Genomic DNA, 18,781 nt, shown 5'->3' with positions numbered 1-18,781 from the left:
GCGCACATCAATCAGAGCCACAACAAAAACAATCACAGTGGGTGACTATGAACATCATCAAGAAAACCGCAGCCGCCGCTCTCGTCTCCAGCATGATCGCCGGTGCCGCACAGGCCGAGATCAGCAACGATGAAATTCGCATCGGTTACCTCGCCGACATGTCCGGCACCTACCGCGACCTGTCCGGCCCCGGCGGCCTCGAAGCGTTGAAAATGGCCATCGAGGACTTCGGCGGCAGCGTCGACGGCAAGAAGATCGTGACCTTCAATGCCGACGACCTGAACAAGCCTGATGTGGGCGCCAACACCGTCCGCCAGTGGATCGACGAGCGCAACGTCGACATGGTGACCGGCCTGGTCGCCAGCTCCGTGGTGCTGGCCGCGGCCAAGGTGGTGGAGCAGGGTGGCAAGCTGGCGCTGATCTCCGGCGCGGCGGCGTCGAGCATCACCAACGAGTTCTGCTCGCCCAACCACATCCACTGGACCTACGATACCTTCGCCCTGGCCAACGGTACGGCCAATGCCGTGCTCAAGGACGGCGGCAAGAGCTGGTTCATCCTCACCGCCGACTACGCCTTCGGCCACGCGATGGAAGCCGACATCAAGAAGGTGGTCGAGGCCGAGGGGGGCAGTGTCGTGGGTACCGTGCGTCATCCGTTCCCGAGCAGCGACTTCTCGTCCTACATCCTGCAGGCGCAAGGTTCCGGTGCTGACGTCGTTGCCCTGGCCAACGCCGGCGCCGACACGGTGAACTCGTTGAAGACCGCCAGTGAATTCGGCGTGACCCAGTCCGGGCAACGGTTGGCGGGCATGGTGGTGTTCCTGAACGATATCCATGCCATGGGCCTGAACGTGACCCAGGGCTTGATGCTTACCACGGGCTGGTACTGGGACATGAACGACGAAGCCCGCGCCTGGGCGAAACGTTACGAAGCGCGGGTTGGCAGCATGCCGACCATGGTGCATGCCGGTATCTATTCGGCGACCACGCATTACCTGAACGCGGTAAAGGCGACTGGCAGCGACGACACACAGACCGTCCGAGCAGAAATGGCCAAGACGCCGGTCAACGACATGTTCGCCAAGAACGGCAAGATCCGCGAAGACGGCCGCATGGTGCATGACATGTACCTCGTGCAGGTCAAGAAGCCGGAAGAGTCCAAGGGTGAATGGGACCTGTACAAGGTCATCCGCACCATCCCAGGCGATGAGGCGTTCCGTCCGCTTGCCGAGAGCCAGTGCAAGCTGGTCACCCAGAACTGATCGATCTGCACCGAGCCATCCCCGGCCAACGCCGGCCGGGGCGTCACGGACTTTTCTGGGTAGTGAATCATGACTCTCGTTTTCGGCGTTCCCCTGAGCGTATTGCTCGGACAGTTGCTGCTCGGGCTGATCAACGGCTCTTTCTACGCGTTGTTGAGCCTGGGGCTGGCGATCATTTTCGGCTTGCTGCGGATCATCAACTTCGCTCATGGCGCGCAGTACATGCTCGGCGCCTTCGCCGCGTACCTCGGGCTCAATTACCTGGGCATCAACTACTGGGCGGCGTTGCTGCTGTCACCCTTGCTGGTCGGGTTGCTCGGCATCGGCATCGAGCGCGGCTTGTTGCGCCGCATTGCCGGTGAGGATCACCTGTACGGGCTGTTGTTGACTTTCGGCCTGGCACTGATCGTCGAGGGCAGTTTCGTCAAGCTGTTCGGCGTCTCCGGCTCCTCCTATCCGATGCCCGAGCTGCTCAAGGGCGGCCACAACCTGGGCTTCATGTTCCTGCCGACCTATCGCGGTTGGGTGATCGTCGCCGCGCTTTCGGTGTGCCTGGTCACCTGGTACATGATCGAGCGCACGCGGCTGGGTTCCTACCTGCGCGCCGGCACGGAAAACCCCAAGCTGATGCAGGCCTTCGGCATCAACGTGCCGTTGCTGATTACCTTGACGTACGGCTACGGGGTTGCCTTGGCGGCGTTCGCCGGCGTGCTCGCAGCGCCGATCTACGCGGTGACGCCGGGCATGGGGTCGAACCTGCTGATCGTGGTGTTCGCCGTGGTGGTGATCGGCGGCATGGGTTCGATCATGGGGGCGATCGTCACAGGGCTCGCCATGGGCTTGATCGAAGGCCTGACCAAGGTCTTCTACCCCGAGGCGGCCAACACGGTGATTTTTCTGATCATGGTATTGGTCCTGCTGGTTCGTCCGGCTGGCCTGTTCGGTAAGGAGGCGTGAAGATGACGACCCCACAAAGCGTTTCAGCGTCTCCCATGAGCGTACGGGCCAATGCCGAGCGGGAACGGCGGCAGGCAGCACGGCGCCGTCAGCATCTGTTCTACCTGGCGCTACTCGGCGTGGCGCTGGTGGCACCGATGATGGTCTATCCGGTGTTCCTGATGAAGCTGCTGTGCTTCGCCCTGTTCGCCTGCGCGTTCAACCTGCTGCTGGGTTATGCCGGCCTGCTGTCGTTCGGCCATGCGGCGTTTTTCGCCTGTGGCGGCTATATCACGGGTTATATGTTGAGCACCTACAGCGGGCTGAGTACCGAACTCGGAATACTCGCCGGGACGTTGGCCTCAACGGTGCTGGGGGCGGTCTTCGGCTTGCTGGCGATCCGGCGGCAAGGCATCTATTTCGCCATGATTACCCTGGCGCTGGCGCAGATGGTCTTCTTCGTCTTCGTCCAGGCGCCATTCACCGGCGGGGAGAACGGCCTGCAGGGCGTACCGCGCGGACACTTGCTGGGGCTGTTCGACATGCAGAACAACCTGTCCCTGTACTACTTCGTGCTGACAGTGTTCGTGCTCGGCTTCGTGATCATCCAGCGCACCATCCACTCGCCCTACGGGCAGGTCCTCAAGGCGATCCGTGAGAACGAGCCGCGGGCGATCTCGCTCGGCTACAACGTCGATGCACATAAGCTGCTGGCCTTCGTCATCTCGGCGGCGCTGACCGGTCTGGCGGGTGCAACCAAGACCGTAGTGTTCCAGCTCGCGTCGCTGACCGACGCCCATTGGCACATGTCCGGCGAGGTCATTCTGATGACCTTGCTCGGCGGCGTTGGCACCATTCTGGGCCCGGTGGTGGGAGCGACGGTCGTGGTCACGCTGCAGAGCTCACTGTCCAACGGTCCGTTGGGGGAGTGGGTGCATGTGATTCTCGGGGTGATCTTCGTGCTCTGCGTGCTGCTGTTCCGCTCGGGGATCGTGGGCTGGATCGAACGGCTGATCAAACGCAATTTCAAGTAGAACGCGGCGGGCGGTTGAGGCGGAAGTGGCCGGGCTCTCTTGCTCGCCATTAGTGGGCGAGGCGAGTTGCCCCTGCGCAAAGCTGCAGGGCCGAAGAGTGCGGTCTGCTTCATTGCGCGGGCGGTGCGCCTTTCACAAAAACGGTTCAGTCTGGGTGCCCCGACAAGGAGCAGGCGGACTGATGGTAGGAGCCCCGACCCCGGGGCGAAGCTGTCTAGTGGCGAGCTAGCCCTGCGTTCACGCAGGGCCTTGTCACTCAGGCGTTTTTCCAGCTCGGGCTGCGCTTTTCCAGGAAGGCATTGACACCTTCCTTCTGGTCCTGCGTATCGAACAGCTCGGCGAACAGTTCTCGCTCTGCCGCCCAGCCATCGACATGGGTATCGTTGCGCGCATTCATCACCAGGCGCTTGCAGCGGCTGACGGAGGAGGGGCTTTGCTTGCTGGCGCCTTCGGCCAGTTTGAGCGCTGCCTCCAGCGCCTGGCCGCGAGGGACGACTTCTTCGACCAGGCCAATCTTCTCGGCACGCTGCGCATCGATACGCTCGCCGCAGAGAATCATCCGCTTGGCCCAGCCTTCGCCCACCAGCCACGGCAGATTCTGCGTGCCGCCAGCGCACGGCAACAGGCCGACGCTGGCTTCGGGCAGCGCCATCTGCGCCTGCTCTTCGGCGATGCGGATGTCGCAGGCCAGCGCGCACTCGAGGCCGCCACCCATGGCGTAGCCGTTGATCGCGGCGATGGACACGCCGCGGAAGCGCGTCAGCGCATCAAAGGCGCGGCCGAAGAGGGCGGCGACTTCACTGGCCGATGCCTTGTTGCCATCAGCGAACTGCTTGAGGTCGGCGCCAGCGGAGAAGAACTTCTCGCCCTGGCCGGTGATGACCAGCGCATAGACTTCAGGGTTTTCGTTGAGCTCTCCGATCATCCGTTCCAGGTCGGCGAGCGATTCGCGATCCCAGGTATTGGCGGGCGGATTGGCGATGGTCAGCAGGGCAGTATGGCCACGCATGTCGAGCTGGATCTTCTGGCTCATTCTCGGTTCCTTTGTTCTTGGAAAAATGCGGATGCCGTGAGGCGATACCGGTTCGATGGACGAGCCTAGCAGCGGAAAAATAGTAAACCCATGGTGCGAAATGCACAGGTATTCTGTGTTTTTGCACAACAGGCCTGCCGAGGCCTGCTCAACCGAAGGATCTGGAGCCTGCAGTGGACTGGGACAATCTGCGTTTCTTTCTCGAACTTGCGCGTGCCGGCAAGCTGACCATCGCCGCGCGCCGGTTGGCGGTCGACCACACCACGGTGGCGCGCCGCGTGCAAGCGTTGGAGAAGGCCCTGGACCGGCAACTGTTCATCCGCGCGAAGGCGGGTTATCGGCTCTCCGAGGCCGGGCGCGAATTGCTCGCCCAGGCCGAGGCCATGGAAAGCGCCATCGCTTCCATCGAACAGCCGAGCCTGACGGCCGATAAGCTGTCCGGTCAGGTGCGCATCGGTGCCACCGAGGGTTACGGCACGCTGATGCTGGCCGGCCAGTTGGCCAACCTGACCCGCGACTATCCGCACCTCGGCGTGGATCTGCTGGCCGTGCCGCGTTCGGTGCGTCTGGCCCGGCACGAAGCCGATATCGTCATCACGCTGGAACGCCCCGAACGTGGGCCGTACGTCATCACCAAGCTGACCGACTACGTGTTGCGGCTCTACGCGTCGGAAGCTTACCTGGCGGCGCATCCGCCCATCCGCAGCCGTGAGGATCTCGCTGGCCATGTGTTCGTCAGCTACATCGAGGATCTGCTCTACAGCAAGGAGCTGTACTTCCTCGATGAAATCGTTCGTCCGCGCCAGCATTCGCTGCGCAGCACCAGCATCATGGCCCAGCAGGAGGCGGTCGCAGCCGGCGCCGGGCTGGCGATCCTGCCCGCCTTCTCGGCACACAAGGAGCCCTTGCTGAAAGAAGTGCTGGTCGACGAGATAGAGTTCACCCGCACCTTCTGGATGCTGATGCCCGTGGAAAACAAGGATCTGGCGCGGATGCGGGTGTGCTGGGACTTCCTGCGTGACGTGGCCGCCAATACCCATGACGTGATGATGGGGCGCGCATGAACCGCGACGGCAAGGGCACGATTTCCGTCCAGCTGGTCGAGCAGGCGCTGCTGGCCTTAATCTCGCCAACGCTGCCCCCGGAACAGCTCATGCGCCAGCTGGGCTTGGCCCCGGTTGACCTTTCCGATCCTGACGGCCGGGTCGACGTCGCCGAGTACAGCAAACTGTGGCGGCGCCTGGCGCGGCATTTCGATGACGAATTCTTCGGCATGGACCCGCGGCGCATGCGGGCAGGCAGTTTCGCCTTCGTCTGCCGCGCCGCCATGGCCCAGCCGACGCTGGACAGCGCGTTGCGGGTGGCGCTGGATTTCTTCGGGCTGACCTTCGAGGGCTTTCGCGGCGAGCTGAAACGCAGCGAGAGCCTGGCGGAGGTAGCGCTTGTGGAGAAAGCCAACGCAACGCCGCTGCGTGCCTTTGGTTACTTCACGTTCTGGATGTTGCTGCACGGCCTGGCCTGCTGGCTGATCGGCCGACGCATACCGCTGCTGGCCGTCGAGCTGCGCTGCGAAGCGCCGAGCTATACCGACGACTATCGAGTGATGTTCTCGCGCAACCTGCGCTTTGCCCGTCCGAGTACGCGGATCATCTTCGCGGCTGAAGTGCTCGATCTGCCGGTACGGCGAAGCGAGCAGGAGCTGCACGGCTTCCTGGCCCAGGCGCCGGCCAACATCCTCGTGAGATACCGCGACCCGACCAGCCTGCCCAGCCACATCAAGAAGCAGCTGCGCGAGCTGCCAGCGGAACAGTGGCCGACCAGCGAACGAATGGCGCAATCGCTGTGCGTATCCCCATCGACCCTGCGCCGACGACTCGCCGAGGCCGGGCAGCCCTACCAGGCGATCAAGGACCAGATTCGCCAGGAAATGGCCACGCTCTGGCTGGCGGACGCCAGCGTCAGCTATGCCGACATCGCCGAACGGCTCGGCTTCGCCGACGTCAGCTCCTTCTACAAGGCCTTCCGCAAATGGACCGGGACCAACCCGGGCCAGTACCGCGGGCTGATTCTTCGCGGCGATGAAGCGCATCATTTGCCAGTCTAAGGTTCATTCACCGAGCCTCGTCGTTTAGCCGCGGGTCGCTACCGCTTCTGTAGGAACCGGCTCTGCCTGCGACCGGCGCCCGATAACCGACACCCTGTGGCGGCCGTACCCACCGGTCGCGGGCAGAGCCCACTCCTACAGCGGGCAGGCCTGAACGCGGACGCTTTTGTAGGAGCCGGCTCTGCCTGCCACCGGCGCCCATAACCGACACCCTGTGGAGACCGAACCCACGGGTCGCGGGCAGAGCCCACTCCTACAGTGATCAGGCCTGAACGCGGACGCTTCTGTAGGAGCCGGCTCTGCCTGCTACCGGCGCCCGATAACCGACACCCTGTGGCGGCCGTACCCACGGGTCGCGGGCAGAGCCCACTCCTACAGCGGGCAGCATAAACGCCGACGCGTTTGTAGGAGCTGGCTCTGCCTGCGACCGGTGCCCGATAACCGACACCCTGTGGAGGCCGAACCCACGGGTCGCGGGCAGAGCCCACTCCTACAGTGGGCAGCATAAACGCCGACGCGTTTGTAGGAGCTGGCTCTGCCTGCGACCGGTGCCCGATAACCGACACCCTGTGGAGGCCGAACCTCCGGGTCGCGGGCAGAGCCCACTCCTACAGCGGTCAGGCCTGAACTCGGACGCTTTTGTAGGAGCCGGCTCTGCCTGCGACGGGTGTGTCGATAACCGAGACCAGGTGGGGCTATGTTGGCCAAAACAGTCACCGCGATTGCGTGCAACGACCATTGTCGGTGGCTATTGGTCTGATGAAGATGAACTCATCGAACGGGCGCCGGTTGTGCAGCGTCCCGAACATCTTCGTGAGGTCGTGCAGTGAACATTCAAGACAAGATTTTCCTGATCACCGGTGGCGCATCCGGCCTGGGCGCGGCCGCTGCCGAAACCTTGGTCGCCGCGGGTGCAAAGGTGGTGCTCGCCGATATCAATGCCGAGCTGCTCAGCGAACGTAGCGAGGCGCTGGGTGCTAACGCTCACGCCGTGGTCACCAATGTTTGTGACGAAGCCGCCGCTCAAGCGGCAGTCAACGCCGCGGTCGAGCATTTCGGTGGCCTGCACGGGCTGGTCAACTGCGCCGGCGTCGCCAGTGGCGAAAAGATCCTCGGCCGCCAGGGCGCGCACGGCCTGGCCAGCTTCAGCAAGGTCATCAACCTCAACCTGATCGGCAGCTTCAACATGCTGCGTCTGGCTGCCGAAGCCATTGCCCGTGGCGAGCCGGATGCCCAGGGCAATCGCGGCGTGATCATCAATACTGCTTCTATCGCCGCTTACGACGGGCAGATCGGCCAGGCGGCCTATGCAGCCTCCAAGGGTGGCGTGGTGGCCATGACGTTACCGGCGGCACGTGAACTGGCACGCCATGGTATTCGCGTCATGACCATCGCCCCGGGTGTGTTCGAGACGCCGATGATGGCCGGCATGCCTCAGGAAGTGCGCGACTCGCTGGCCGCGGGTGTGCCGTTCCCGCCACGTCTGGGCCGCGCCAGCGAATACGCGGCGCTGGTCCGCCATATCGCCGAGAACGACATGCTCAACGGCGAAGTGATCCGCCTCGACGGCGCGCTGCGCATGGCCGCCAAATAATCGGGAGACAGATGATGAACAACGATCCAATCGTGATTCTGGGCTCGGCCCGCACCCCCATGGGCGGCTTCCAGGGTGATTTGAAAAGCCTCAGCGCGCCGGAACTGGGTGCCGCAGCGATTCGCGCGGCGGTGGAACGCAGCGGTGTTGCCGCCGAGCAGGTGCAGGAAGTGTTGATGGGTTGCGTACTGCCGGCCGGCCTCGGCCAGGCGCCTGCCCGTCAGGCGGCACTCGGCGCGGGGCTGGGCAAAGCGACCGCGTCCACCACGCTGAACAAGATGTGCGGCTCGGGCATGCAGGCGGCCATCCTCGCCCACGATGCGCTGCGCGCCGGCAGTGTCGATCTGGTCGTCGCCGGCGGCATGGAAAGCATGTCCAACGCGCCTTATTTGCTGGAAAAAGCCCGTGGCGGCTATCGAATGGGCCACGGCAAGGTGCTCGACCATATGTTCCTCGACGGCCTTGAAGACGCCTATGACAAGGGCCGCCTGATGGGCACCTTTGCCGAGGATTGCGCACAGAATCATGGCTTCAGCCGTGAGGAACAGGATGCCTATGCCTTGACCTCGCTGCAGCGTGCGCGTGATGCCATTTCCAGTGGCCGCTTCGCCAGCGAAATCGTCCCGCTGGAGGTTACCCAGGGCCGCGAACAACGCACCGTGCGCGACGATGAGCAGCCGCCCAAGGCGATGCCGGAGAAGATCCCCTCGCTCAAGCCCGCATTCCGTGAAGGCGGCACCGTGACGGCGGCCAACTCCAGTTCGATCTCTGACGGTGCCGCCGCACTGCTGTTGACGCGGCGGTCCCACGCCGAGCAGCTCGGGGTGAAACCCCAGGCCGTGATTCATGGCCATGCGGTGTTCGCCGACGCGCCTAACCTGTTTCCGACCGCGCCCATCGGTGCCATCCACAAGCTGCTCGAGCGCACTGGCTGGCGCCTCGACGAGGTCGATCTGTTCGAGATCAACGAGGCGTTTGCGGTGGTCAGTATGGTCACCATGCGCGAGTTGGGGCTCGACCACGCCAAGGTCAACGTCAATGGCGGCGCCTGCGCCCTGGGCCACCCAATCGGTGCGTCCGGCGCGCGGATTCTGGTGACCTTGATCGCTGCACTGCGCGACCGCGGCCTGCGCAAGGGCATCGCGGCCATCTGCATCGGTGGTGGCGAAGCGACCGCCATGGCCGTCGAACTGCTCGACTGAGGACTCGTCATGCTGCTTAACGAAGATCAAACCAGCATTCGCGACATGGCCCGGCAGTTCGCTCAGGAGCGCCTAAAGCCCTTCGCCGCCGATTGGGATCGCGAGCATCGCTATCCAGCTGAAGCGATCGACGAGATGGCCGAGCTCGGCTTTTTCGGCATGCTCTGCCCCGAACAGTGGGGCGGCAGCGAGACCGGCTATATCGCCTATGCGCTGGCGCTGGAAGAGATCGCGGCCGGGGACGGTGCCTGCTCGACCATCATGAGCGTGCACAACTCGGTCGGCTGCGTGCCGATCCTGCGCTTTGGCAACGAGGAGCAGAAGCAGCGCTACCTGACGCCGCTGGCCAGCGGTGCGCAGATCGGCGCCTTTGCCCTGACCGAACCCCATGCCGGCTCGGATGCCAGCAGCCTGCGCACCCGTGCGCGGCGAGACGGTGACGGCTATGTGCTTAACGGCGCCAAGCAGTTCATCACCTCGGGCCAGCACGCCGGTACGGTAATCGTCTTCGCCGTGACCGACCCGGACGCCGGCAAGCGCGGTATCAGCGCCTTTATCGTGCCGACCGACACGCCCGGTTATCAGGTGGTGCGCGTCGAGGACAAGCTCGGACAGCACGCCTCGGATACCTGCCAACTGGCGTTCGAGGACATGCGCGTGCATGAGTCCCAGCGCCTGGGCGAGGAGGGCGAGGGTTACCGCATCGCCCTGGCCAATCTGGAAGGTGGCCGTATCGGCATTGCCGCTCAAGCGGTCGGCATGGCCCGCGCAGCGTTCGAAGCCGCCCGCGACTACGCCCGCGAACGTGAAGCCTTCGGCAAGGCGCTTACCGAACACCAGGCCGTCGCCTTCCGCCTCGCCGACATGGCCACGCAGATTGCTGTTGCGCGGCAAATGGTGCTGCACGCGGCGGCCCTGCGCGAAGCCGGCCAGCCGGCACTGGTCGAGGCTTCCATGGCCAAGCTGTTCGCCTCCGAAATGGCTGAAAAGGTCTGCTCGGCGGCGATCCAGACGCTAGGCGGCTACGGCTATCTGCAGGACTTCCCGGTGGAGCGCATTTATCGCGATGTGCGGGTGTGCCAGATCTACGAAGGCACCAGCGATATCCAGCGGTTGGTGATCGCGCGTAATTTGGGTGAGTGACCGGCCCTGCGACGCACCGGACCGGAGTAGCGTGCGGGCGCGTGGTCGCAGGTAGAACCTGCTCCTACAGGTGGTTGCGTTGGGCTGTTGTAGGAGCTGCCTCTGGCTACGACCGGGGTGACGTGTGGGAGCGGGTCGCAGGTAGAACCTGCTCCTACAGGCGGCTGCGTTGGGCTTTTGTAGGAGCTGCCTCTGGCTGCGACCGGGGTGACGTGCGGGTGCGGGTCGCAGGTAGAACCTGCTCCTACAGGTGGTTGCGTTGGGCTTTTGTAGGAGCTGCCTCTGGCTGCGACCGGGGTGACGTGTGGGAGCGGGTCGCAGGTAGAACCTGCTCCTACAGGTGGTTGCGTTGGGCTTCTGTAGGAGCTGCCTCTGGCTGCGACCGGGATGACGTGCGGGAGCGGGTCGTAGGTGGTTGCGGTGGGGTTATGGGGACGCGCCACAACCGGGGCGGTTTCAGGTTGCCAGCGACGGAGGCATACAGACAGGTCTAGTCCCAACCTTCCGCGTTGCGCGAGGGGAGAATCGTGCCGGGGGTGCGGGAGAATCTCGGCGCGGGTGCAGCGTGGAGGACGCCGTCGATGTCGCGATACACGCCGCGCTGTTGCATGTGCGGGTGCTGCGCGGCTTCTTCGAGGGTCAGCACCGGGGCGAAGCAGGCATCGGTGCCTTCAAGCAGGGCGCACCAGTCGGCCTGGGTGCGGCTGGCGAAGAGGGTGGCGAGCTGTTCGCTTTGTGCCTGCCAATGGTCAGGATTGGCGCAACCTTCGAGCAGGCTCTCTGAGGCGCCGATACGCTTCATCAGCTCGGCAAGAAACTGTGGCTCCAGTGGCCCGATGGCAATTTCGCGACCATCGGCGCAGGTGTAGCAGCGGTAATGCGGGGCGGCGCCGGAGAGCAGGTTGCGGTCGCGCTCGAGGGAAATCGCGCCGCTGGGCAGCAGTCCGGCGAAGAAGGTCATCAGCGAGGACACGCCGTCGACGATGGCGGCGTCGACCACTTGTCCCTGGCCCGATCGCTCTCGTTCCCAGAGTGCAGCCATGATGCCGAACGCCAGATACAGCGAGCCGCCGCCGAAGTCGCCGACCAGGTTGAGCGGCGGAATCGCCGGCCCTTCACGGCCTCCAATGGCGGCGAGGGCGCCGGTCAGCGCGATGTAGTTGATGTCGTGCCCGGCACTCTGGGCCAAGGGGCCGATCTGGCCCCAGCCGGTCATGCGGCCGTAGACCAGCCGCGGGTTGCGTGCATGGACCTGTTCCGGACCGAGCCCGAGGCGTTCCATCACGCCGGGTCGCATGCCTTCGATGAGCACGTCGGCACCCTCCGCCAGGGCAAGGCAGCGCTCGCGTCCGGCATCGGTGCGGATATCCAGCGTCATGCGCTTGCGACCACGATCAGCCACCGGGTTGGGCCAACCATTGCCGCCCTCGCGCTCGATGCGGATCACCTCGGCACCGAGATCGGCCAGCAGCATCGCGCAGTGCGGGCCGGGCCCAATGCTGGCGAATTCGAGCACGCGCAGGCCGAGCAGAGGGCCTTGGCGAGGTTGCGATTGATCCATCGACATCGAGCTCCGGAGGCATAGCGCATCGAGTCAAGCGGATGATTCGTTCACCCGCATGGTTATCTGTAGGATGGGTGCAACCCATCGAGCGGCTGACAGCGTTACGGCGGGTCCCGGCTGACGCTCAATGTGATGAGTTGCACCCATCCTACGTTCTACAGGCTCGCCGCGCCGGCCTTGCTTTCTTCTTGCTCGATCAGATGGTCGCGGTAGCGGTCGCGCAGGGTCTTCTTGTCGATCTTGCCGGTGGCGGTCAGCGGAACGCTGTCGAAGATCACGGCATCGGGCATCCACCATTTGACAATTTGCGACTCCAGGAACGTGAGCACGGTTTCGGCGCAGACCTCGGCATCATCGTGGGCTTCGATGATGAGGATCGGCCGCTCCTCCCATTTCTCGTGGGGAACGCCGACCACCGCGGCGATGCGCACGCCCGGGCAGGCCACGGCAATGTTTTCAATGTCGATGGAGCTGATCCACTCACCGCCGGATTTGATCACATCCTTGCTGCGGTCAGTGATGCGCATGTAGCCGTTGGGGTCTAGGGTGGCGATATCGCCGGTGTCGAACCAGCCATCCTTGTCCAGCGCGCTGGTGTCGCTGCGGAAGTAGCGCTCGACCGTCCACGGGCCGCGTACCAGCAAGGCACCGGAACTGACGCCGTCATGCGGCAGCTCATTGCCCGCTTCGTCGACGATTTTGAGCTCGATGCCAAATTGCAGGCGGCCCTGGCGCGTCCAGATGGCCTCGTTGGTGGCCGCTTCGCCCATGGCGGCGAGCTTGGGCGTCGGGGTGGCGACGACGCCGAGCGGGCTGGTTTCGGTCATGCCCCAGAGCTGGCGGACGCTGACGCCGTATTTCGTCTCGAATTTCTCGGCCAGTGCCCTGGGTACCGCCGAGCCCGCGATCACCAGGCACTTGAGCCGGCCGGTGTCTTCGCCGGTGCGCTCCAGATGGTTGAGGTACATGGTCCAGATGGTCGGCACGCCACCGGAGAAGGTCACGCCCTCGGTCTGGATCAGCTCCTGCAGGCTGGCGCCGTCCATCTTGTCGCACGGCAGCACGAACTTGCAGCCGTTGATGGCCGCGGTGAAGGGCACGCCCCAGGCGGTGGCATGGTAGAGCGAAGAGCAGGGCATGATGCAGTCGAAGGCGGAAAAGCCGAAAGCGCCGGTGAGGCCCGCGGCCATGGCGTGCAGCACGACGGAGCGATGGCTGTAGACCACGCCCTTCGGGTTGCCGGTGGTACCGGAGGTGTAACAGAGCATGGCGCCGGCGTGCTCGTCGAACTGCGGCCAGTCGGTGAGTGGTTCTTCTCGCGCGATCAGCGTTTCGTAGCTGTGCGCACCCACTTCGCCGGGCTCGGTGCGTTCGGCATCCGAAAGCATGACGAAGGTATGGATATGTTCGAGCCGGGGCCGAACCCGCTCGACGACCGCGAGAAAGCTGCGATCGAACAGCAGTACGCCGCTGCCGGCGTGGTTCAGGGTGTAGATGATCTGGTCGTCCGACAGCCGCGGGTTGGCGGTGTGCAGCACGGCGCCGATGCCCGGGACGGCAAAGAACAGCTCGAAGTGACGATGGGTATTCCAGGCCATCGACGAGACGAGGTCGCCGGATTTGACGCCCAGCCTGCGCAGCATCGAGGCCGCCTGGCCTGCGCGTGTGGCGAGTCCGGCGTAGTCGTAGCGCCATATGGGTTCGTCCACCAGCCGGGAGACGATCTCGCGGTCGCCATGGGCGAGGGCGGCGTGGGTGAGGATGCCGCTGATCATCAGCGGGGCCTGCTGCATCGTACCTTTGAGCATCTTCGTATCCTTTTTATTGTTGTTGGATGGCGGCTCGCGTTGCCGTCATCGGGCGTTCGGAATACTGCTTGAGGTTGGTTGTACTTTAGCTCCTGTCGCCGGGGCTGTTCGCCAGCAAGCCGGCTCTTGCAAAAATTCGCCAGCACGCCGGCTTCTGCATAAGCAAGACCGTGCGAGCGTGTCGGAGCGGGCTTGCTCGCGAAGCGGATTGTCACAACCCGTAGTTATTCAGCTCCCTGGCAATCAACAGCCGCTGGATCTCGCTCGATCCTTCGTAGATCTGCGTGATGCGCGCGTCACGGTAGTAGCGCTCGACCGGATAATCCTCGAGATAACCGTAGCCGCCGTGGATCTGCATGGCCTTGGAGCACACATACTCGGCGACTTCCGAAGCGAACAGCTTGGCCTGGGAGGCTTCGGACAGGCACGGCAGATTGGCGCTGCGCAGGCGTGCAGCATGCAGAATCAGCAGCCGCGCGGCGTTAAGACGGGTGTGCATGTCGGCGAGCATGTTGGCCACGCTCTGGTGTTCGATGATCGGCTTGTCGAACTGGATGCGCTCGCGGGCGTAACCCAGCGCCGCCTCGAATGCGGCGCGGGCAATGCCCAGCGCCTGCGCGCCGATGCCGATGCGCCCGCCTTCGAGATTCGACAGGGCAATGGCCAGCCCCTTGCCGCGTGGGCCGAGCAAATTGGCTTCGGGGATGCGGCAGTCGCGCAGCGTGACGCCGCAGGTATCCGAGGCACGGATGCCCATCTTGCTTTCCATCCGGTCAACGACGAAACCAGGGTTGTCGGTGGGTACCAGGAACGCCGACAGCCCCTTCTTGCCCAGCTCCGGATCGGTGACGGCGAAGACAATGGCAATCTTGGCGCGCTTGCCGTTGCTGACGAACTGCTTGGCGCCGTTGATCACCCATTCGCCGTTCTCCAGCACGGCGCGGGTGCGCAGGTTGTGCGCCTCGGAACCAGCCTGGGGCTCGGTGAGGGCGAAGCAGCCGATGGCGCGTCCAGCGGCCAGATCCGGCAGCCACTCGTCCTGCTGTTCCGGCGTGCCGTACTTGAGGATCGGGCCGCAGCCGACCGAGCTGTGAATGCTCATCAACGCGCCGATGGCGCCATCGCCCGCCGAGATTTCCTCGACGGCCAGGGCATAGGCGACGTAGTCGATGTAGGTTCCGCCCCATTGCTCGGGCACGATCATGCCCAGCAGGCCGAGCTCGCCCAGTTGGGTCACGGTTTCGTCGTCGATCCAGCCGGCCTGTTCCCAGGCTTGCGCTTTCGGGGCGATCTCGGCGCGGGCGAAGTCACGCGCCATATCGCGGATCATCCGTTGTTCTTCGCTCAGTTCGATGTCTTGCATGGATGGCTCCTCTCAGACGCCCGCGAAGAAATCGGCAACCCGCTGCGGCGTAACTTCGGTCAGCGTAGGTGGGTTCCAGTGCGGGGTCTTGTCCTTGTCGACGATCAGTGCGCGAACGCCCTCGATGATGTCGCCGTGATCGAACCACTGCCGGTCCAGGTGCAGCTCCATGCGAAAGCATTCGGCCAGCGATAGGGTGCGCCCGCGACGGAGCATTTCCAGCGTGACGCAAAGCGACAGCGGCGAGCGGCTGTCGATGACCTTGAGTGTTTCGGCTGCCCAGTCGCGATAGTCGGGGCGAGTCTCCTCGGCGAGCGACTGGCGGATGTCGGCGATGCTTTCATGGGCGAAGTGCTTCTCGATGGCCGGGAACAGCGTCTTGAACGGCGCATCCGGTAGCGTGGTGCTGCCCATGGTGCTGATCAGGTTTGTCAGCGTCTCTTGAGCCGGCGCACGCCAGTCCTGCTGATCCAGGCGTTGTTCCAGTTCGGCGAACCGCTCGTAGGGCACGCAGTAATCAGCCAGGCCGGCGTACAGCGCATCGGCCGAGCCCACGTGATTGCCGGTCACGCCCATGTAGATGCCGAGATTGCCCGGCAGCCGCGGCAGAAAGTAGCTGCCGCCGACATCCGGGAAGTAGCCGATGCCCACTTCCGGCATGCCCATGCGCGTGCGCTCGGAAATCACCCGCAGCGACGCGCCCTGGACCAGGCCCATGCCGCCGCCGAGCACGAAGCCGTTCATCAGCGCCAGCAGCGGCTTGCGGTAAGCGTGGATGTACTGGTCGAGGGCGTACTCTTCCTCGAAGAAGACGCGGTGAAGGTCTTCGCCGTTCTGGTAGCTGTCGTACAGCGAGCGGATGTCGCCACCGGCGCAGAAAGCTTTCTCGCCGGCGGCGCGCAGTACCACGGCAACCACATCCGGATCGTCCGCCCAGTCCTGCAGCTGGCGATGAAGGCTGCGCACCATCGGCAGGGTCACAGCGTTCAGTCCCGCCGGACGGTTGAGGGTGAGGTAGCCGACGCGGTTGCGAACCTCGATCAGTACCGGCGCTTCTGCCTGGGTCATTGCTCAGTGCTCCTGACGGTAGAGTTTGATGATCGCGGAGAAGTCCAGCCCACCGTGGCCCTGCATACTGAAGGCCTGATAGAGCTGCTGCGCGAGACCGCCGAGGATAACCGGCTGGCGCACCTGTTTGGCCGCTTCACTGGCCAGTCCCAGGTCCTTGAGCATCAGATCGGTGCCAAAACCGCCGCTGTAATCGCGTGAGGCCGGGCTGTTCTCCACCACGCCGGGGAACGGGTTGTAGATCTCCGAGCTCCAGCAGCGACCGCTGGACGAGTTGATCACCCCGGCCAGGACCTTGGGGTCCATCCCCAGCGCGACGCCCAGGGACATGGCTTCGGCGGCGCCGATCATGGAGATGCCGAGCAACAGGTTGTTGGCGACCTTGGCCACCTGGCCGTTGCCGCTGCCGCCGCAATGGACGATGTTCTTGCCCATCGTCGCGAGAATCGGCTGAGCCTTCTGAAAGTCCGCTTCACTGCCACCGACCATGAAGGTCAGGGTGCCTGCTGCCGCGCCGACGGTGCCGCCGGAGACCGGAGCGTCGAGCATCGGGTTGCCTTTTTCCGCCGCGGCGGCGGCGACCTCGCGCGCGCTCATCGGGTCGATCGTGGATGAGTCGATCAACAGCACGCCGGCCGGCACGTGGGCGAGCAAGCCGTCCTCGCCGAGATAGACCTGCTTCACGTGCGCCGCTGCCGGCAGCATGGTGATGATCACGTCGACCCCGGCCTGGGCCACGGCGGCAGGCGAGGTGGACGCTTGCGCGCCGGCTTCTACCAGGTTGGCGACTGCCGCGGCGGACAGATCATAGACACAGACCTGATGGCCGGCCTTGAGCAGGTTGTGGGCCATGGGCCCGCCCATGTTGCCGAGTCCGAGAAAACCGATATGCATGGCCGTTTCCTTCTTCTTATTGGGGGCGTCTGGCAGCGCCGCGACCGAGGGCCACGACGCCAGCCGCGTTATTTCAGGTTGATGGTGGTATTGACCGAGCCGCCGACCTCGTTCTCGTCGAACCAGCGCTGGGTGACGGTCTTGGTTTGCGTATAGAACTGCACCACCTGCTTGCCGTACGGGCCGAGGTCGCCGAGCTTGGAGGCGCGCGAACCCGTGAAGGAGAACATCGGCACCGGTACCGGGATCGGCACGTTGATGCCTACCTGGCCAACATCGATCTCTTCCTGGAAGTGCCGCGCCGCAGCGCCGGAGCGCGTGAATACAGCCGTACCGTTGCCGTTGGGGTTGGCGTTGATCAGCTCGATGGCCTGGTCGAGGGTATCGGCCTGCATCACGCAGAGCACCGGCCCAAAGATCTCTTCGCGGTAGATGCTCATCTCAGGCTTCACACCGGAGAAAATCGTCGGTGCCACGAAGTTGCCTTTCTCGAAGCCCGCAACCTGAGGGTTGCGGCCATCCAGTACCAGCTCGGCCCCTTCGGACACGCCGCGTTCGATCAGCGAACTGATGCGGTCCAGCGCGGCACAGGACACCACCGGACCGACGTCGGTGCCGCTTTCGGCGCCGGCGTTGACCTTCAGCGTTTTCGCCTTGGCGACCAGATCCGGCAGCCAGCTTTGAGCTTCGCCCACCAGAATCAGCACCGAGAGCGCCATGCAGCGCTGACCCGCCGCGCCGAAGGCGGCACCGGCAATGGCGTTGAGCGTTTGCTCCTTGTGCGCGTCCGGCAGGATGATGCCGTGATTCTTCGCACCCATCATGCATTGCACGCGCTTGCCGGCCTGGCTGGCGCGGTTGTAGACATGGGTGCCGACCTTGGTCGAGCCGACGAAGGAGACCGCCTTGATATCCGGGTGGTCGCAAATCATGTTCACCACATCGGCGCCGCCATGGACGACGTTGAGCACGCCTGGGGGCACGCCCGCTTCCAGCGCCAGCTCGGCCAGGCGCATGGTGACCATCGGGTCCTGCTCGGATGGCTTGAGCACGAAGGTGTTGCCGGTGGCGATGGCCATCGGGAACATCCACAGCGGAATCATTGCCGGGAAATTGAACGGGGTGATGCCCGCGCACACGCCCAGCGGCTGGAGGAGAGTATAGGTATCGACGCCAGTGGCGACGTTGTTGGCCAGCTCACCGAGTTGCAGGTTGCCGATGCCGGCAGCGTGTTCGACCACTTCCAGGCCCCGGAATACATCGCCTTCGGCATCGGGCAGGGTCTTGCCCTGTTCGGCGGTGAGGATGGCGGCCAGTTCCTTCATGTTTTCGCGGATCAGCTGCTGGTACTTGAGGAATATCCGCGAGCGCGCGCCAATGGGCGTCTTGCGCCAGGTCTTGAAGGCTTCCTTGGCGCTGGCGACGGCGGCATTCATTTCCGCGTCGGTGGCAAAAGGTACACGGGCCAGGACTTCCTGTGTCGCCGGGTTGATAATGTCGCGCCACTCACGGGTGGCCGACTCGACCAGCTCACCGCCGATCAGGAGTTTGACTGTGGGGATGGCACTTGACTGGGTCATGGTGGGTCCTAGCGATTGTTGTTATTGGGATCGTTTACGCATATCCAGATCCTAGGGTGCAGATTTGTTTACATCAATGCGGGTTACCGCATAGTCGTTCTGCACAAATGCACACTGATGAGCGTAGTGCGAAAAGCGCTGGATGCGCCGGAACCCGCGAATGCGCCTGTTTTTCAGAGGAACCGACGAAGCGAGA

Annotated in this window: 15 protein-coding genes; 8 read left to right on the top strand and 7 right to left on the bottom strand. The window is 64.1% G+C overall.

Features of this window, described 5'->3' with window-relative positions:
- Nucleotides 1-47: 47 nt before the first annotated feature.
- The 3 genes from KVO92_RS02900 (at nucleotide 48) to KVO92_RS02890 (ending at nucleotide 3,232) form a co-directional block, all read left to right on the top strand.
- Nucleotides 48-1,262, top strand: a complete 1,215-nt coding sequence (locus KVO92_RS02900) for an ABC transporter substrate-binding protein (RefSeq protein ID WP_217474178.1) — start codon at nucleotides 48-50, stop codon at nucleotides 1,260-1,262.
- A 69-nt stretch (nucleotides 1,263-1,331) separates the two neighbouring features.
- The gene (locus KVO92_RS02895) at nucleotides 1,332-2,219 is read left to right on the top strand and encodes a branched-chain amino acid ABC transporter permease (RefSeq protein ID WP_217474177.1); all 888 of its coding nucleotides are present in this window, start codon (nucleotides 1,332-1,334) and stop codon (nucleotides 2,217-2,219) included.
- Between the two features lie 2 nt (nucleotides 2,220-2,221).
- Nucleotides 2,222-3,232, top strand: coding sequence for a branched-chain amino acid ABC transporter permease (locus KVO92_RS02890; RefSeq protein WP_217474176.1), 1,011 nt, complete (start codon nucleotides 2,222-2,224; stop codon nucleotides 3,230-3,232).
- 256 nt (nucleotides 3,233-3,488) lie between these two features.
- Here the strand turns inward: KVO92_RS02890 and KVO92_RS02885 are convergent, their stop codons facing one another.
- Nucleotides 3,489-4,265, bottom strand: a complete 777-nt coding sequence (locus tag KVO92_RS02885) for an enoyl-CoA hydratase (protein ID WP_217474175.1) — start codon at nucleotides 4,263-4,265, stop codon at nucleotides 3,489-3,491.
- A gap of 173 nt (nucleotides 4,266-4,438) precedes the next feature.
- Between KVO92_RS02885 and KVO92_RS02880 the strand changes: the two genes are divergently transcribed.
- From KVO92_RS02880 to KVO92_RS02860, 5 genes are all read left to right on the top strand, one after another.
- Nucleotides 4,439-5,329, top strand: coding sequence for a LysR family transcriptional regulator (locus tag KVO92_RS02880; RefSeq protein WP_021206881.1), 891 nt, complete (start codon nucleotides 4,439-4,441; stop codon nucleotides 5,327-5,329).
- Nucleotides 5,326-6,369: an AraC family transcriptional regulator gene (locus tag KVO92_RS02875; protein WP_217474174.1), complete on the top strand. Its 1,044-nt coding sequence runs from the start codon at nucleotides 5,326-5,328 to the stop codon at nucleotides 6,367-6,369. The genes KVO92_RS02880 and KVO92_RS02875 overlap by 4 nt, the downstream gene beginning before the upstream one ends.
- Before the next feature lie 826 nt (nucleotides 6,370-7,195).
- Nucleotides 7,196-7,963: an SDR family NAD(P)-dependent oxidoreductase gene (locus KVO92_RS02870; protein WP_217474173.1), complete on the top strand. Its 768-nt coding sequence runs from the start codon at nucleotides 7,196-7,198 to the stop codon at nucleotides 7,961-7,963.
- A 14-nt stretch (nucleotides 7,964-7,977) separates the two neighbouring features.
- Nucleotides 7,978-9,165: an acetyl-CoA C-acyltransferase gene (locus tag KVO92_RS02865; protein ID WP_217474172.1), complete on the top strand. Its 1,188-nt coding sequence runs from the start codon at nucleotides 7,978-7,980 to the stop codon at nucleotides 9,163-9,165.
- Between the two features lie 9 nt (nucleotides 9,166-9,174).
- Complete coding sequence (locus KVO92_RS02860; protein WP_217474171.1) at nucleotides 9,175-10,308, top strand: acyl-CoA dehydrogenase; 1,134 nt, start codon at nucleotides 9,175-9,177, stop codon at nucleotides 10,306-10,308.
- Nucleotides 10,309-10,798: 490 nt separating this feature from the next.
- Here KVO92_RS02860 and KVO92_RS02855 read toward each other — a convergent pair whose 3' ends face one another.
- The 6 genes from KVO92_RS02855 to KVO92_RS02830 all read right to left on the bottom strand — a co-directional run bounded on the left by KVO92_RS02855 (nucleotide 10,799) and on the right by KVO92_RS02830 (nucleotide 18,585).
- Entirely contained in the window at nucleotides 10,799-11,869 is a 1,071-nt protein-coding gene (locus KVO92_RS02855; RefSeq protein ID WP_217474170.1) for a CaiB/BaiF CoA transferase family protein, read from the bottom strand.
- A 158-nt stretch (nucleotides 11,870-12,027) separates the two neighbouring features.
- Entirely contained in the window at nucleotides 12,028-13,680 is a 1,653-nt protein-coding gene (locus KVO92_RS02850) for a long-chain fatty acid--CoA ligase (RefSeq protein ID WP_254621266.1), read from the bottom strand.
- Nucleotides 13,681-13,891: 211 nt separating this feature from the next.
- Nucleotides 13,892-15,043 (bottom strand): acyl-CoA dehydrogenase family protein, encoded by a 1,152-nt coding sequence (locus KVO92_RS02845; RefSeq protein WP_217474169.1) that lies wholly within the window; start codon nucleotides 15,041-15,043, stop codon nucleotides 13,892-13,894.
- 12 nt (nucleotides 15,044-15,055) lie between these two features.
- Nucleotides 15,056-16,111, bottom strand: coding sequence for an enoyl-CoA hydratase/isomerase family protein (locus KVO92_RS02840; protein WP_217474168.1), 1,056 nt, complete (start codon nucleotides 16,109-16,111; stop codon nucleotides 15,056-15,058).
- Nucleotides 16,112-16,114: 3 nt separating this feature from the next.
- Nucleotides 16,115-17,005 carry a 3-hydroxyisobutyrate dehydrogenase gene (gene mmsB / locus KVO92_RS02835; protein ID WP_217474167.1) on the bottom strand — a complete coding sequence of 297 codons (891 nt, stop codon included), beginning with the start codon at nucleotides 17,003-17,005 and terminating at the stop codon, nucleotides 16,115-16,117.
- Nucleotides 17,006-17,073: 68 nt separating this feature from the next.
- Nucleotides 17,074-18,585 (bottom strand): CoA-acylating methylmalonate-semialdehyde dehydrogenase, encoded by a 1,512-nt coding sequence (locus KVO92_RS02830; protein ID WP_217474166.1) that lies wholly within the window; start codon nucleotides 18,583-18,585, stop codon nucleotides 17,074-17,076.
- Nucleotides 18,586-18,781 lie beyond the last annotated feature (196 nt).

The sequence above is a fragment of the Stutzerimonas stutzeri genome (genome assembly GCF_019090095.1).
Classification (GTDB): Bacteria; Pseudomonadota; Gammaproteobacteria; order Pseudomonadales; family Pseudomonadaceae; genus Stutzerimonas; species Stutzerimonas stutzeri_AN.
Note: the sequence above shows the minus strand (reverse complement) of the source record. Positions and strands in the feature narration are given on the sequence as shown.